This is a genomic window from Planktothrix rubescens CCAP 1459/22, assembly GCA_904830895.1.
GTDB classification, from domain to species: domain Bacteria; phylum Cyanobacteriota; class Cyanobacteriia; order Cyanobacteriales; family Microcoleaceae; genus Planktothrix; species Planktothrix agardhii.
This window is the reverse complement of the sequence record LR882958.1, coordinates 352,243-366,999: the sequence shown is the minus strand read 5'-3', so window position 1 is coordinate 366,999 and position 14,757 is coordinate 352,243. Positions and strand designations below refer to the sequence as shown.

General features: G+C 41.0%; 23 protein-coding genes. 15 read left to right on the top strand and 8 right to left on the bottom strand.

Going from position 1 to position 14,757, the window contains the following annotated elements:
• The first annotated feature begins 22 nt into the window (after positions 1-22).
• On the top strand, positions 23-1,114 hold the full coding sequence (locus NMG86_RS01800) for a saccharopine dehydrogenase family protein (RefSeq protein WP_026796885.1): 1,092 nt from the start codon (positions 23-25) through the stop codon (positions 1,112-1,114).
• A 12-nt stretch (positions 1,115-1,126) separates the two neighbouring features.
• Here the strand turns inward: NMG86_RS01800 and NMG86_RS01795 are convergent, their stop codons facing one another.
• Positions 1,127-1,393 carry a hypothetical protein gene (locus NMG86_RS01795; protein WP_026796884.1) on the bottom strand — a complete coding sequence of 89 codons (267 nt, stop codon included), beginning with the start codon at positions 1,391-1,393 and terminating at the stop codon, positions 1,127-1,129.
• Positions 1,394-1,467: 74 nt separating this feature from the next.
• On the opposite strand from NMG86_RS01795, the gene NMG86_RS01790 reads away from it, so the two are divergent.
• Positions 1,468-2,016 carry a DUF2854 domain-containing protein gene (locus NMG86_RS01790; RefSeq protein WP_026796883.1) on the top strand — a complete coding sequence of 183 codons (549 nt, stop codon included), beginning with the start codon at positions 1,468-1,470 and terminating at the stop codon, positions 2,014-2,016.
• A gap of 151 nt (positions 2,017-2,167) precedes the next feature.
• The gene (locus tag NMG86_RS01785; RefSeq protein ID WP_026794976.1) at positions 2,168-2,827 is read left to right on the top strand and encodes a diguanylate cyclase domain-containing protein; all 660 of its coding nucleotides are present in this window, start codon (positions 2,168-2,170) and stop codon (positions 2,825-2,827) included.
• 64 nt (positions 2,828-2,891) lie between these two features.
• Here the strand turns inward: NMG86_RS01785 and NMG86_RS01780 are convergent, their stop codons facing one another.
• Entirely contained in the window at positions 2,892-3,491 is a 600-nt protein-coding gene (locus NMG86_RS01780) for a VOC family protein (protein ID WP_026796882.1), read from the bottom strand.
• Positions 3,492-3,643: 152 nt separating this feature from the next.
• On the opposite strand from NMG86_RS01780, the gene NMG86_RS01775 reads away from it, so the two are divergent.
• Positions 3,644-4,051 (top strand): gamma-glutamylcyclotransferase family protein, encoded by a 408-nt coding sequence (locus NMG86_RS01775; protein WP_026788414.1) that lies wholly within the window; start codon positions 3,644-3,646, stop codon positions 4,049-4,051.
• Positions 4,052-4,108: 57 nt separating this feature from the next.
• Here NMG86_RS01775 and NMG86_RS01770 read toward each other — a convergent pair whose 3' ends face one another.
• The 3 genes from NMG86_RS01770 to NMG86_RS01760 form a co-directional block, all read right to left on the bottom strand.
• Positions 4,109-4,660: an anti-sigma factor family protein gene (locus tag NMG86_RS01770; protein WP_052338601.1), complete on the bottom strand. Its 552-nt coding sequence runs from the start codon at positions 4,658-4,660 to the stop codon at positions 4,109-4,111.
• Positions 4,661-4,772: 112 nt separating this feature from the next.
• Complete coding sequence (locus tag NMG86_RS01765; protein WP_026796880.1) at positions 4,773-5,429, bottom strand: sigma-70 family RNA polymerase sigma factor; 657 nt, start codon at positions 5,427-5,429, stop codon at positions 4,773-4,775.
• A 301-nt stretch (positions 5,430-5,730) separates the two neighbouring features.
• On the bottom strand, positions 5,731-7,116 hold the full coding sequence (locus NMG86_RS01760) for a helix-turn-helix domain-containing protein (RefSeq protein ID WP_026796879.1): 1,386 nt from the start codon (positions 7,114-7,116) through the stop codon (positions 5,731-5,733).
• Positions 7,117-7,335: 219 nt separating this feature from the next.
• On the opposite strand from NMG86_RS01760, the gene NMG86_RS01755 reads away from it, so the two are divergent.
• Positions 7,336-8,994 carry an HsdM family class I SAM-dependent methyltransferase gene (locus NMG86_RS01755; protein ID WP_026796878.1) on the top strand — a complete coding sequence of 553 codons (1,659 nt, stop codon included), beginning with the start codon at positions 7,336-7,338 and terminating at the stop codon, positions 8,992-8,994.
• Positions 8,991-9,677, top strand: coding sequence for a restriction endonuclease subunit S (locus NMG86_RS01750; RefSeq protein WP_026796877.1), 687 nt, complete (start codon positions 8,991-8,993; stop codon positions 9,675-9,677). Before NMG86_RS01755 ends, NMG86_RS01750 begins: the two co-directional genes overlap by 4 nt.
• A gap of 145 nt (positions 9,678-9,822) precedes the next feature.
• On the opposite strand, the gene NMG86_RS01745 is transcribed toward NMG86_RS01750, so the two are convergent.
• Positions 9,823-10,182, bottom strand: a complete 360-nt coding sequence (locus NMG86_RS01745) for a type II toxin-antitoxin system VapC family toxin (protein ID WP_237746635.1) — start codon at positions 10,180-10,182, stop codon at positions 9,823-9,825.
• Positions 10,183-10,265: 83 nt separating this feature from the next.
• Positions 10,266-10,538, bottom strand: coding sequence for a hypothetical protein (locus NMG86_RS01740; protein ID WP_026796876.1), 273 nt, complete (start codon positions 10,536-10,538; stop codon positions 10,266-10,268).
• A 64-nt stretch (positions 10,539-10,602) separates the two neighbouring features.
• Here NMG86_RS01740 and NMG86_RS01735 point away from each other — a divergent pair, with 64 nt between their 5' ends.
• The 4 genes from NMG86_RS01735 (at position 10,603) to NMG86_RS01720 (ending at position 12,135) form a co-directional block, all read left to right on the top strand.
• On the top strand, positions 10,603-10,797 hold the full coding sequence (locus tag NMG86_RS01735; protein ID WP_144018185.1) for a hypothetical protein: 195 nt from the start codon (positions 10,603-10,605) through the stop codon (positions 10,795-10,797).
• A 50-nt stretch (positions 10,798-10,847) separates the two neighbouring features.
• Positions 10,848-11,108 carry a hypothetical protein gene (locus tag NMG86_RS01730; RefSeq protein ID WP_026788402.1) on the top strand — a complete coding sequence of 87 codons (261 nt, stop codon included), beginning with the start codon at positions 10,848-10,850 and terminating at the stop codon, positions 11,106-11,108.
• Positions 11,101-11,529, top strand: coding sequence for a pepsin/retropepsin-like aspartic protease family protein (locus tag NMG86_RS01725; protein WP_026796875.1), 429 nt, complete (start codon positions 11,101-11,103; stop codon positions 11,527-11,529). The genes NMG86_RS01730 and NMG86_RS01725 overlap by 8 nt, the downstream gene beginning before the upstream one ends.
• 435 nt (positions 11,530-11,964) lie before the next feature.
• Entirely contained in the window at positions 11,965-12,135 is a 171-nt protein-coding gene (locus NMG86_RS01720; protein WP_162832334.1) for a hypothetical protein, read from the top strand.
• A gap of 513 nt (positions 12,136-12,648) precedes the next feature.
• Here NMG86_RS01720 and NMG86_RS01715 read toward each other — a convergent pair.
• Entirely contained in the window at positions 12,649-13,017 is a 369-nt protein-coding gene (locus NMG86_RS01715; protein ID WP_071782952.1) for a hypothetical protein, read from the bottom strand.
• A gap of 66 nt (positions 13,018-13,083) precedes the next feature.
• Here NMG86_RS01715 and NMG86_RS01710 point away from each other — a divergent pair, with 66 nt between their 5' ends.
• The 5 genes from NMG86_RS01710 (at position 13,084) to NMG86_RS01690 (ending at position 14,699) form a co-directional block, all read left to right on the top strand.
• Positions 13,084-13,467 carry a type II toxin-antitoxin system HicB family antitoxin gene (locus NMG86_RS01710; protein ID WP_233423073.1) on the top strand — a complete coding sequence of 128 codons (384 nt, stop codon included), beginning with the start codon at positions 13,084-13,086 and terminating at the stop codon, positions 13,465-13,467.
• Positions 13,467-13,685, top strand: a complete 219-nt coding sequence (locus tag NMG86_RS01705; protein WP_026788404.1) for a type II toxin-antitoxin system HicA family toxin — start codon at positions 13,467-13,469, stop codon at positions 13,683-13,685. The genes NMG86_RS01710 and NMG86_RS01705 overlap by 1 nt, the downstream gene beginning before the upstream one ends.
• Before the next feature lie 64 nt (positions 13,686-13,749).
• Entirely contained in the window at positions 13,750-14,022 is a 273-nt protein-coding gene (locus NMG86_RS01700) for a hypothetical protein (RefSeq protein WP_026788403.1), read from the top strand.
• Between the two features lie 184 nt (positions 14,023-14,206).
• Positions 14,207-14,467, top strand: a complete 261-nt coding sequence (locus tag NMG86_RS01695) for a hypothetical protein (RefSeq protein ID WP_026796874.1) — start codon at positions 14,207-14,209, stop codon at positions 14,465-14,467.
• Positions 14,460-14,699, top strand: a complete 240-nt coding sequence (locus tag NMG86_RS01690; protein ID WP_237745602.1) for a pepsin/retropepsin-like aspartic protease family protein — start codon at positions 14,460-14,462, stop codon at positions 14,697-14,699. Before NMG86_RS01695 ends, NMG86_RS01690 begins: the two co-directional genes overlap by 8 nt.
• The last annotated feature ends 58 nt before the right edge of the window (positions 14,700-14,757 follow it).

The window sequence follows — 14,757 nt, the reverse complement described above, 5'->3', positions numbered from 1 at the left end:
ATAATACTCAGGAGATAATCCCATGAATCAACGAGTTTTAATCCTAGGAGGCAGAGGACGAATTGGCAATAGTGTTGCCGAATATCTAGCCCAACATACCGCCGCCGAGATTACCATTACTGGACGAAAATTGACAAGAAATATAGGAATTAATCCCCGATTTCAACAGTTAGAATTAGATTTAGCAGATCAGGATAAATTAGAAAATGCGATCGCCAATTCTGACTTAGTTATTCACTGTGCCGGGCCATTTCAATATCGAGATTTAGGAGTTTTAAAAACCTGTATTCAACATCACGTTAACTATATTGATGTCAGTGATAATCGAGACTTTACCCGCCGGATTTTAGAGCATTCTGAAGCAGCTAAAAATGCCGGAGTCACCGCTATTATTAATACAGGTATTTTCCCCGGTATTTCTAATAGCATGGTGCGTCAAGGAGTGGAACAATTTGATCAAGTCGAAAAAATTCACCTAAGTTATGTGGTGGGAGGGTCTGGGGGGGCTGGAATTACTGTTATGAGAACTACTTTTTTAGGGCTACAATCTCCATTTCAAGTGTGGATAAACGGACAATGGCAAACGATTAAACCCTATAGCGAAAGGGAAACCATTGAATTTCCTTCCCCCTATGGAAAAACCGGAGTTTATTGGTTTGATATGCCAGAATGTTTCACCTTAGTAGACTCTTTTCCCGTTAAAACTGTGATTACCAAATTTGGCACTATTCCCGATTTTTATAATTATTTAACCTGGAGTGTTGCCCATTGGTGGCCAGAAAGTTGGCTGAAAAATCCCGCCGTGATTGAGTTTTTATCCCAGGTAAGTTATCGGATGACCAATGTAACCGATCTTTGGAGTGGTATCGGGGTAGCAGTTCGTTCCTGTGTTACCGGAATTAAACAGGGAAAAACCGTTGATTTTTGTTCTACAATTGTTCATGAAAATACCGCTAAAATTGCCGGAATTGGCACCGGAACGATTGCGGAACTTTGCTTAAAGGGTAAACTGCAAAAGCCCGGAGTTTGGCCCGTAGAACAAATACTTTCGACTCCATTATTTGAAGCCACTCTGAATCAACGTGGCGTTAATATTCAAACCAATTTTAGTTAGAAATTAAACAGATTAGCGCAAAAATGGAGGGCGTTTACTATCCGTGTCGGTTTTATTTTTAGCCGACTCAGCCAGGAAACGTTTTAAGGCTTTTTCACGGTTTTTCATAAACGCCCCCCAAAACCCCGGTTGAAACTCATCCATCGTTTTCGCTAAAGCCCAAACATCAATGGCTAGAATGTTGTACATTCGTTCATCCTCGCACTTAAGGGTATTAATCTGTTCTAGGAGCTTGCGTTTTATGTTAGAAATAGATTGATCTTCGTCGTTGGTGTTCATATTGAACGTTTAATAAAATGGCGTAGCAGTTTAGAATCAACACAGTGAGTTCTAGCAGAATACTTTTGATTAATATGTTACGTCAAACTTCTTTGGGAGCCCTGGGTTTAGTGGTGGGTGGAATCTTAACTGTAGTGGGTTTTGCCGCCTATTTTGCGGATAATGCCACCTTAAACTTAGCTGGATTTTTCTATGGAATTCCTGTATTGTTGGGAGGGTTAGCCCTGAAAGCGGCAGAACTCAAACCCATCCCTTTTACTCAAGTCACCTCCTCTGAGGTCTTAGCCAGCCGAGAAAAACAGGCTACAGACACCCAAAATCAAGTCCGCAAGGATGTCACCCGGTATCGCTATGGCCAAGAAGCCCATTTATCCGATGTCCTAGAACGTCTGGGACTTAGCCCCAACCGTGAAGAACGTCCCCTCCTCCAAGGTATTCGAGAAGCCCTCATTAATGATTCCTATTCTTTGATTTTAGAGTTTGATTCTCCGTTTATGTCTTTGGAAAATTGGCAAAAAAAACAAGACAAAATTGCTAAATTTTTTGGCCCTAATTTACAAGTTGAAATTAGCCAACCCCGAGAAGAACAGATTGATGTTGCTTTAATTTCAGATAAAAGTTAGTTTGGTTCTTCAGTAGATAGTATGCTGAAGTAATACAGAACCCCATAACCCTAGTTTTCAAGGTGCGCTGTCCCTCGACGACAGGGTTTTATGGTAGTTCACCTACTCCTATCTAGCTGGTATTATTTTATTATCCCGATATATTAACTATATGAAAGAGTCTATTTTATTGATAACAAAAGCCTTAAATTTATATTTTAATCAAGGAGAAATTCCAAAATTTACTCCCAGTATTTATCTGGAAATAAATCAACTTCACCAAGCGATTGAATTGGGAATTAAAAATAACGAACAAAAGATTTTAGACCTAGAAAATATTATTCTGTCTCGTCAGGAAGAATCCCTGCAAATTGTTCTGGAACGAGAAACCGCAGAAACCCATCTTCGCCAGTGTTTAAGTATAGCAAACCGTCACCATTTATCCCTATGTGTTGCTATAATTAACGTCGAAGACAGCCAGTTAACTGATGAAAACCCAGATTTTTTAGCAACTCCATCCTGCCAAATTATTAATTTAATGCAGGAATTAAAACAAATTTTGCGAGAAAGTGATTGGGTCGCCCAATGGAAAACGGATGAATTTCTATTAGCTATTTTTTCGGAATTACCCGGAACAAAAATAGCACTCAACCGAATTTTAGATCGTTTAGTTAATCAAGAAGAATCCCTTGAAAATAATCCCTCTAATTCTTCTGTATATATTGGATATACAAAAGTTCAACCCAATGAACACTATCGCGCCTGCATTGAACGAATAAATCAAGCCCTACAACAAGCTAAAATGACAGGAGAACGTTGTGTTTATTTTTAAGGAAATAGGGAATGGGTAATGAGTAATGGGTAATAGAAAAAGTTTACCTCCCCTGCTCCCCCTGTTAACTCTTAACTTCCGTCATTTCAATAACACGGTCATCTAAATCTTTCACTAAAAAATTTAACGGTCTTTCACTGCGAATTTTATGTTTTACCCCGCGCAATTGTACCTGCATTAAAATTTGTTCTAAACAGTCTTTATCAAAACAAACATGACGTTCTTGATCTTTGGAACCATAACTAGCCCCGCTAATAATATGTAACTGAGTGTTTTTCATTAGTTGATACCATAATCCCTCCGTACCCTGCATTTTAGATGTTACAGTGTTCCCGACGGGGGCAGAAAGATACAGGGGATCAATTCCGGTCGCTCCTAAAGTTTGTTCATAGTTATAGTAATAATGTAAAGGCACATCTGCCACGGACAGTCCTAATAAACCCTCGTAAAAATCCCTGGCTACATTCAAATCAGAAACCATAATTGTATGTACTTTCGGTGCGCTGGTGAGAAACATCCACATGGCCACGGCATAGGCCGCCAGTAGCATCACCATCACCCCCTGAGTCGAAAAAATCCCGTCAAAAACCGGAAATTCAGGGAAAAACGTACTTAACAGTAATGTATGAAATGAAAAATCAATTAAATTAATGGCTATTAACATAAATAAATTCAGAAGTAGGAAATAAACTCAATTCAAACTAATCATCGCCTTCATCCAACGGTCAAGACGATCTGTTGATGATCATCTTAACAAAAAGTTTTGACAATTACTGTACAATCATCTCTTTTTCTTACAGACATTGCAACTTAACTATGACCAATCAGATTGATGTATTTGTCTATGGTACGCTCAAGCCAGGGGAATATAACTATCAACGCTATTGTCAGGGGCGAGTCCTGGCCCAGCGTCCGGCTTTAGCGGTGGGAACACTCTATGCTCTATCTTTAGGTTATCCAGGGATGGTAGCTGGGGATGGTATGGTACAGGGGGTGATTTTATCCTTTGCAGACCCTAATATTTTTTTAGATTTAGATCAATTAGAAGATTACCAACCCCATCGCCCTGCTGAAGAAAACGAATATCAGCGACAACAAATTTCTGTATTTGATCTCAACCATCAACCTTTAGGCTTAGTTTGGGTTTATTTGATGGATATTAAAACCGTTGAGTTTTATTCCGGGGTTTTAATTCCTGATGGGTGTTGGAAAAACCAAGATTAGACCTAAAATATAACCCCAAAAAACCTTATATTTTAAAGTCTCTGGGGTTATATTATTTTAATTGATGGGTCTTGAAACTGCGGCTTTAGGAATCGGAATAATCGGTTGATCCACACTAATACTAACCGCATTCGGAGTAATAATTGGGATCAGAGGTTCATTTAAAGCAATTTGTAAGGGTTCCGAATTGTTCAGGGTTTCAGACTGGGCAAACATCGGAAAACGCCCGGAATTGCCTGAAATTGTACTAGAAAAAGTCATCACTAATAAAGCCGCGATCGCAGTTCCTCCCCAAGTTGCCATCCTCCGGGTTCTCTGATTTAACCGTTGGAAAACGCGGGCGGTTAGTTTTTGTACCGAAGTACCAGAAGCAGGGACAGGAGCATTTTGCAAGCGAGAACGCAGTTGTAGTAATTGTAGAAAAGTTGCTTTAATCTTAGGATCAGTATCCAGCCACAACTGAACTTGACGGCGCTCTGCAACCGTCGCTTCATTGTCCAGGTAGGCACTGAGTAATTGGATTTTAGGGTCAAGATCCGAGTGTTCCTCAGATAGATATCCCCCGATGGTTGAGTAAGTTTGTGGTTCTGGCTCAAGATTATGCTTCATCCGAACACCCCCGTTCACCAAATATGAAATCAGACATGAGAAATTGGGGTTCAACCTATAGAACTATTATATCCCTATTAACAGGAATTTCACCCGCTCGCCTGCACAGATTTTAGGGATTGAGATACACTTGCAGATCGGTTTGTAAGCGTTGACGGGCTCTGGCGATTCTCGATTTTACCGTTCCCAGGGAAACCCCGGTAATTTCGGCGATTTCTTCATAAGCTAATCCTTCAATTTCCCGCAAAACAATCGTGGTGCGGAATGCTTCGGGTAAATCGGCGATCGCTTCATGAAGATGACTATAAAATTCACGGGTTGCCATATCTTCATCGGGGCCAGGGCCATCGGAGGCAATTTCCCAATCCATTTCCCCATCTTCTATATTGCGAGGGGCATCTAAAGATAAGGGGGGTTTGACCCGTTTGCGCTTGCGGAGTTCATCGTAGAACAAATTAGTAGCAATTCGACTTAACCAACCCCGAAATTTGACGGGTTCCTGTAGACGCTTAATATTACGATAGACCCGAATCCAGATTTCTTGGGCGAGGTCAGCCCGATCCTGCCAGTCTGGGGCCAGGTGATAGAGAATCTTATCAACATGGGACTGATACCGACGCAGCAGTTCTGTAAAGGCTGCTTTATCTGGACAGACTCCCTCTTGACACCGCAGGACTAAATCGGTATTGGGGAGTTGCTCAAGGGGTAGTTGCTCCAGGGGGATAGAGACGCCTGCCTTAGACCAGGAGATAGGGATAGATTGACTCATGGGTGGAACTTGGTTGATGAAAGATTCCGTTAGTTGATGACGCGACCCGGATTGATAGTGTTCCTGGGTTCAAACTGATTAGTTATGATACCAGGACTAGAGATGAGTTTTTTCACCTAACGGGTGTTTTTCCCTAATGTTAGTGGAAGTTCTGCCCTTTGTCATGAAAAATTTCTCATCAAATTCGGATCATCGTTGTATGAAAGGATACATTTGCTCGGATTAACTTTCGGGAAAATTGGAAATCAGAAAAAGGACGGGTCGATAAAATTTATCTGTGGGAATCTGATCTTCATCTTTTTTATATGACCAAATACTGCTTAATTAGAGGTGATAACCAGAAACTATCCTCAATTTTGTCTACTAAACAACGCCGTTGTAAAGATTGTAAGACATTAACTAATTCTAAGTTTAAATTGGGTTGTTTGTCTATTAATTTTGACAGTTTTAGGGGTTGAGTTTCCTTAGCCAGTATGGACAATATTTGTTTTTCTCTATCGGACAGGCGATCCCACTGTTGCCGTAAAATATCTTTAACATCTTCGGGTAATAAGATGGTATCATTTTGTAATAAATCAGTAACATTGACTCCTAATTCTTGAATCAGAGTTGCAACACTTTTTAACCATAAAGGGTTGCCTTGGTAACGGTGAATAAGTATTGAGTAGTCGATTTCTGCTAACCCGTAATCTCTGAGTATTTCCCCTGCGGCTGCGATATCTAAACCATTGATTTGTAAGGTACGAATAGGATTATTTTGGCTTTCAATTTGAGAAATTTCTCTGGGTTGTTCCCAACCGATTAAAAGAAAGCAACTTTGATGGGATAATTTTTCTATCTGTTTAAAAAAATGGCGATATTCTTCATATTCTGGTTTATATTTTCCTGCCAATTCGCCACTACTGAAAAGATTATGAACATCATCTAATATAATTAAACAGCGATGCTTTTGTAAATACTTAATTAGGGATAAGGGTTTCGGTTTAGTTGTAGGGGAGTCTAGTTTTTCTGAATGGGAGAAAAGCTGAATTAGTTCCTGTTGAAATTCGTCTAAGGTGTGGGATGCGTTTATAGTGCGCCAAATTATGTAATCAAATTCATTTTTTATTTGTTGTACGATTTGTACTGCTAGGGATGTTTTCCCAATACCGCTAATACCCGTAATAGCAATCAGGCGACATTGTGCTTGTAAAATCCAGGTGGTCAGGGTTTCTAGTTCAGGAGTGCGATCGTAAAAAGCACCTAATTCTGGCATCTCGCTTAAATCTTGATGTGGAGTTTCAGGTTGTTTTGTGTTAGATGTTTCTTGATTTGGTGGGGGTGAGTTTGGTGTATTTGGCGGGTGTCTTCCTTCTCCACAGATATTAATACTACCAACTCCGACATTATCTTGTATAACATTATCTTGTATAACATTTGAAAATAGGGAGATTTGTAACCTCTCCATCGCCGAGCGAAAATTCTTTTTATTGATATCTTCTCCCAATTCTTCTGAAAGTAATTGCCATAATTCCGATCCAATTTCTCTGATGCGACTTTCAGAACAGTCAAAGTCTTTCGCTATTTCTTTGTATGTCTCCCGTTGTAGAGTTCCTCGCAGCACCGCTGCTTGTAAATCGTCAAGATGTTGGCCTGTTTTAGCAAATACTATATCATCAGCGAATTTTAACATTTCTTTAAGATTCATCTGGTTTGGTAGATGCGAGATTTTTTGTATTGTAGCTCACATTTGACAGCATTTTCGTACAATTTCATATATTTTTGTACAAAATTAGATTTAATAGAGTGAAAGTGGGGGGAGGTTGGCGGCAAAATAGGATGTTTTTTGGCTAGACAAATCTTTGATTTATAAAGATGATAGAGAAAACATTTTCATTGTAATTAATAGTTAAATTTTTAACAGTGCATGGCTCCAAAACAAAATCGAAGATCAGAAAATCGTTGTCGCTATTATATTCGGCGTGAAGCTGAACGTCGTGGTTGGGATCTGCGTCACATTAGTAGCGGAGGAGATGTTTTAGAGGAGCAAGAAATCGAAGCTTATTTCCATAACATTGGTCTTGAAGGCGAACGACCTGACTTTCTTTTCTGTTTAGTAGGCGATCCCACGATTATTGTTGAAGCAAAAAACGAAGTAGGTAAACTGAAACAAGCACAAAAAGAAGCAGAGGATTACGCTGACAAAATCAATGCAATAGGTAAATACAGTATTAAAGTAGCGATTGGTGCTGCGGGCGAAGAAGATAAAGGGTTTGAGATCAGTGTTTCTTTTCTAACTCATCAGAGATGGATTTCTCTTACTTCACATGGATTTGCCCTAACTACTTTTCCAACCAAAACAGAAGTTGAAATTGCGCTGAAAGCCGATAATGGCTCAACAAAAGTGAGTGTACCCTCACAAGCTGAGTTTGTTGATGCAGCAATTGAAACAAGTCGTATTCTACGCACTGCGAAAATAGAAGCCCCACTTCGTCCTAAAGTGATTGGTGCTTTAGTTTTGGCAATGTACCAGGGACAAATTGATACAACTCCTACTAATGCGTTATTCTCAGTTAATACACTAGCTGAAAGTGCTATTAATGCTGCACATAAACTACCCGATCAAAATAAAGAACGACTCAAAGATGCTCTGCGTTTATCAGGAGCAGATTTTAATCGCCTTTCTCCTTATATTGGGCGAGTTATCAATACACTAAAGCGCCTGAATGTTCGCTCAGTCATACAAACAGATGCTGATTTTTTGGGAATGTTCTACGAAGCATTTTTGCGTTATGGCTATGACAATAATGCCCTGGGAATTGTTTTCACGCCACGACATATTACGCGGATGTGTGCCGAATTAGTGGGAGTAAGTGTACGAGATCGTATTATTGATATTGCTGCGGGTACAGGCGGCTTTCTCGTTGCTGCATTTGATGCCATGATGCGACAAGCTCGTAGTGCTGCTGAAATTGAGAAGGTCAAAGATTCAATTATTGGTTTTGATACTAATCCGACTGTTTGGGCACTTTCGATGCTCAATATGTTTTTTCGAGGAGATGGTAAAAGTCATATTTATAACGAAAGCTGCTTTGACGATAATATATTCTCGGTTGTAAATCGTAGATGCACTAGAGCATTTCTCAACCCGCCGTTTTCCCAAGACGAGGAACCGGAGTATCTATTTGTTGACAGAGCAATGGATGCACTAGAACCCGGTGGATTCTTGACTGTAGTTGTATATGCTGGAATTTTCGCCGATATGAATCACAACGCATGGCGACAACGTTTTCTGCTCAAACATAAACTCCTTGCCATGATTAGCCTTCCTGAAGACTTGTTTTATCCAACTGCTGCACCAACCTCAATCATGGTTGCTGAAGCTCATGTACCACTTGCCTCAACTGACAAAATATTTATGGCCAGAATTTGGAATGATGGATATGAAAAGCTTAAGGGTAAGCGTGTTGAACGAGCAGGTAATCAGATTGATGAGATTGTCAACCAATTTCATATTTTTATGAAAGGTAAAACGGTAATTTCTGAATTAGTTACAGTCGTAGAAGGATGTGATATTCTCCCATGAGTAATATCGAGTGGAGTCCACAACAATGGCTACCTCAACCAAAACTCTCGGAGCGTGAATTTGAACGTTTACGAAGTGAAGCAATGCGCGGGATATTTGAAGCTGTGACATTGATGCCAGACTTGGCTGATGTTGTTCTTGAAGATTTTGGGGTTGCAGATGAAGAGGATGATAGTAAGGAATTACCTTATGGAACTCATGGAACACTTTCTAAATACTTCCACATTGAGAATGGACGCTCGATAGGTGAAAAAAATTACATTGAAGGCGCGATTCCCTATATCAGTAGTGGTGACTCGACCAACAGCATTATCAGCTTGATTGATCCTGTTCCAGAGGAGGTGTTTGAGCAAGGTGGCATTACGATTACTGCTTTCGGCAAAGCAGCGTTACAACCCTGGTCATTTATGGCAAGAGGCAACGGTGGCAGTTCAGTTCGGGTTTTGTTACCCAAGTACAAGATGAGCCTCAATGATTTGCTGTGGTTTGTAGTGCAGATTAACAGACAAAGATGGCGTTTTTTCTATGCTCGGATGGCAATTAAGGGACGTATTGCCAATCTTGAAGTCAGTGCGCCTCCCGAAGCTTTAGTAGACACTGGAAAAACCTTGTTTGAGAGAGTGAGAGTCTTTCGTGAACAGCTTGAAGACCTTGTACACCTTAAGACCAACTTTTCAGTTTAGATTAACCTGCAAGCGCGATCGCAACTTCAGAAACCGGGTTTCTCAGATAACTAAAGCATCCCAGCCAAGATTTTATTCAAAAACCCGGTTTCTCAACCCCACGCGATCGCCCATAAAATTATTTAACCTCCTCTCATCGGTTAGATTACGATCGCTCCGTCTCTGGCATTTCTCCATCAATAACTACCAACCCCACACCGCAGCGAATTGCCGCTTCCGCCAAGTGGCTATCCAGTGTTGCGATCGGCAATTCCAATCTTAATGCTAACTCTAAATAAGCTGCATCATAAGCAGCTAAACCTTCTTGTCTTCCTAGTACCAGAGTTGACGACAGTGCGTTGCTATCCGTAGCTTCATCAACCTGAATTAAAAGTGATTGTAAAAAAGTAATAGCCATCTCAGATTGCTCAGTCGTCATGCGATTGCGTCGCTCGGCAACCAGGAGAGTATTAGCAACTTCTAGCGACCAAATTCCTGGTACAAACGCTTCGCAATCCGGCATCATCGCGAGTATAGCATTAGCATAATCGTTATCTTCATCCACTAAGCACCAACTGATTGCTACAGAACAATCCAATATAAACTGCATTAGAACCTGCGCCCTTCTTCTATCATTTCGCGGATTGAGCTTTTATCCAAGGCAATTTCTTGCCGTAGTTGTCGCATTCTACCAATTGCTGTTTGAATTGATTTTTTAGTAGTCAGTTGTCCCCAAGCGTTATACTTCGGTTTAACTTCCTCCGATGGTAGAGGCTGCACAACTACCACCACTTCCACAGAAGTATCTTTAAACTCATCGGGCATTTGGAGAAGCAATATGCCATCGGTTCCAATATGCGATCGCAGTTTCATTGTTTCCATGTCAGACTCCAGAAACTTCGAGCAATTCTAGTTTACCTCAAAGCTGTTCACCTTTACCAGTATCTTGACCGATAGTATAGGTGCTATTGAATGGGGAAGGCGATCGCAACTTAAGAAACCGGGTTTCTCAGATAACTCAAGCATCGCCGCCGAGATTTTGTTCAGAGACCCGGTTTCTCACCCCCACGCGATCGCCACACCATCGCCCACCAAAACTCATCGCGATCGCCCCTCCAAAAGAAAGCGCGATCGCCGTTAAAACACAATTTTAAAGGTTAAAATAAATATATATACTCTTAAACAAGCGATATGCCTCTCAGTGAACTTTTACCCACAGTTAATCAATTATCTCATCAAGATAAACTGCGACTCATTCACTTTCTCCTACTTGCAGTTGCCAAGGAACAAGGATGCAGCCTAGAACCGGCTGAAGATACTAATTCAGAAAATATACTTTTGAATCAACTAGCATCAACGAGTGCAGTTGTATGGTCTCCACAGGCAGATCAGGAATCAATTCAAGCATTATCAGAACTTCTAGCTACCGCCCAAGAATCAGCCCATGCTTAATAGTCAGCGATTCCCATTTATAGAGCGAATTGATACCCTTGGGCGATCAAGTATCATGCCATATTTGCCAATCACTCTCTCCAACGGCAGCAACTCCGTAGAAGTGATGGCATTATTAGATACTGGTGCAAGTGTTAATGTTCTCCCATATCAGATTGGTCTACAATTAGGGGCAATATGGGAACAGCAAACCGTTCCTATTCAATTGAGTGGGAATTTGGCTCATAGTGAGGCGCGGGGATTGGTGCTTTCAGGCGCACTTGCTGAGTTTTCTACGATCTTACTTGCATTCGCTTGGACTCGTTCGACAGATGCACCTGTAATCCTTGGACACCTCAACTTTTTCTCGGAGTTTAATGTCTGTTTTTTTCGTCACGAATTAGCTTTTGAGCTTTACCCAAGGGAGAAAGGAATTGTTTAAGCAATATGCGATCGCGCTTTCTTGTTTCTGATGAGCGATCACCTAAAATATAGTGGTTTTCAATTGGAGAGACATTAAAAACCCGATAACTTTCACGAAATCGGGTTTTTAGATCATACCTCAAGTAATCGCAAACCCCTTAGATGTCTAAATCAGTTAAATTTAGGCGGGGAGCATGGGTTTCGATGAACTCCCGACGGGGGGCCACGCGATCGCCCATTAATATAGTCACAACTTAAGAAACCGGGTTTCTCAGATAACTAAAGCATCCCAGCCAAGATTTTATTCAGAAACCCGGTTTCTTAACCCCACCCGTAGGCGCAGCCAGCCGAAGGCATCGCCTCACTAAAAGAAAGCGCGATCGCTCTATCTAAAATACTTACGGAAAATAGGGAAACGCCTGCTATGATCAAGCTAAATAATCAAGCTTAAATTATGAAGTACCCACTCCATACAGTTTCCAAACCTGTCTCAGGCAGCGAAGTTCAGAAACTAGCCCATGCCTTTAAGAGTGGCGGTTATATTGCAAATGAAGCTGCTTTGGCTTTAGTTGAACGTATTGCCAATCGTCGCCGTCGTCAGAAGTCTGCTAATGCCGCCCAGTAGTAAGTTTACTGGAGTTGATTTCTCCGAGTTACCCGTCGAGCATCTGACCGCAAATCTTACCATTTCTGCTCAGGGGTTTCGTTGTCTACGGGGTGAATTTGTCACTTACTGGCGACAAGGGCGGATTCAGCGAGAGATAGACGCTCGTATCAGTCAATGCTGGATTTTACGCCATGAAAACACTTTGGCAGGTTATATCACTCTACTCGCGGATAAACTGGTAGTTGATGAAACAATCCTGCTAGATGAGGGTGTTCAGTACCGATCGTTTCCAGCCATCAAGATTGGTTTACTGGCGTGAGTCCTTACCGCCATCTGTACCTTATCGCACTATGTATCTCGATCTCAAGCCATTGATCGATCTGTTGAGTATCCAAGATATTGAACCAACCGAAAATTAAGTCATAAAAATAGTGCAGGTTAAGAAACTGGTTTTCTCAGATAACTCAAGTATCGCCGCCGAGATTTTATTCAGAAACTCGGTTTCTCAACCCCACGCGATCGCTCTTTTTGTCAACTTCTAAAAACTTCCACTTTTTCCGACATATCCAATCCTTCTTTAACTAAATTATCATCAGCAGGATTCCGATTTATAAATTCATCTAGGAGTTCAAAAAACTTATCAAGTGCTTTACTTTCATCCTCAGAATAAAAAAGAATGATATTAGCCCAAGATTGGCTAGTCTGCACATTGAATCTTTTTCGTATCCACTCAGAAAACTGCATAAAATCGCGATCTTGTTTCGTTGGCTGTTCTCCTAACTCATATTTAGCAACGCTGTAACCCGACAAAAAAGCCTGAATACAAATAATAGAGTGTCGTCCCAAGTACATTGAAGGAGCCTTCTTAATTTTCTCAATCAGCCTATATAAATCGTGCATTTTTCACCTCAATATTTTTCAAATAATTGTAAGATTTCGGGTTTCTCAGATAACTCAAGAACCGAGATGAGTGTTCACCAAACCCGGTTTCTCACTCCACGCGATCGCCCATCCAAAAGAAAGAGCGATCGCTCTGTTTCTAATCAGTTCTCTATATTTTTTTATTTCCATGATAGACTGTTTTCAGGGAAATCAAAGACACTTGTTATGTTGACAAAATACCTCCAAGCCGCTTTGCATAAAGCCAAGTACAAGATATTGACAGATGATGGTACTTTTTTCGGGGAAATTCCCGGCTTTCAGGGTCTATGGGCTAATGCAGATGCACTCGAAACTTGCAGAGAAGAATTGGCAGAGGTTTTGGAAGATTGGATTTTGTTGCGGATTTCGCAGAATTTGCCTTTACCTGTTGTCGATGGAATAGAATTATCGATCAAGGAAGTTGCATAATGCCTGCTTTTGGGCCAATTAGTCGTCGAGATTTAATCAAGTATTTAAAGCAACTGGGTTTTGATGGGCCTTATGCTGGCAGCAAACACCAGTATATGCAGAAGGGCGATATTACTGTGCGAGTGCCGAACCCGCATCGTGGCGATATCGGCAGAGGGCTTTTGGCTGAGATATTGCGACAGGCAATGATTCAGAGAGATGAATGGGAAAATTTATGATCTTCAAAGGAGCGATCAATATCTGCGGTATAATATTAAGTATAGCAATCGCAAGGCTCTCCTCATGCAAACCATCCTTTTAAGCCGAGAAGAAGTGGCACGACGCGCCCGACAATTGTATGAGAGTAGCATCCGTCAACAAGTTGAGATAGACGAAAATATCGGCAAGATGGTGATCATCGACTTTGAATCAGGAGACTACGAAGTAGATGAAACCGGGTTAAAATCAGCCCGAAAACTCAGTGAAAAACATCCAAATGCTCGTCTATTTGGTATTCGTATTGGATACAATGTAGCCGTATCATTCGGTGGAATTATGGAGCGTGTTTACAGGTGATTTCCGGCATTGTAACTGATAGACACGCAACCATCACCCTGACATTTCTGCTCTTCAACGGCTCAACTATACCGATTAAAATCGATGATTTGTAGTGCGATCGCCCCTCCAAAAGAAAGCGCGATCGCCGTTAAAACACAATTTTAAAGGTTAAAATAAATATATATACTCTTAAACAAGCGATATGCCTCTCAGTGAACTTTTACCCACAGTTAATCAATTATCTCATCAAGATAAACTGCGACTCATTCACTTTCTCCTACTTGCAGTTGCCAAGGAACAAGGATGCAGCCTAGAACCTGCTGAAGATACTAATTCAGAAAATATACTTTTGAATCAACTAGCATCAACGAGTGCAGTTGTATGGTCTCCACAGGCAGATCAGAAGTCAATTCAAGCATTATCAGAACTTCTAGCTACCGCCCAAGAATCAGCCCATGCTTAATAGTCAGCGATTCCCATTTATAGAGAGAATTGATAGCCTTGGGCGATCGAGTGTCATGCCATATTTGCCCATTACTCTCTCCATCGGTAGCAACTCTGTAGAAGTGATGGCATTATTAGATACTGGTGCAAGTGTTAATGTTCTCCCATATCAGATTGGTCTACAATTAGGGGCAATATGGGAACAGCAAACCGTTCCTATTCAATACCATTACCATGCGATCGCAACTTAAGAAACCGGGTCGATCAGATAACTCAAGCATCGCCGCCGATATTTTATTCAGAAACCCG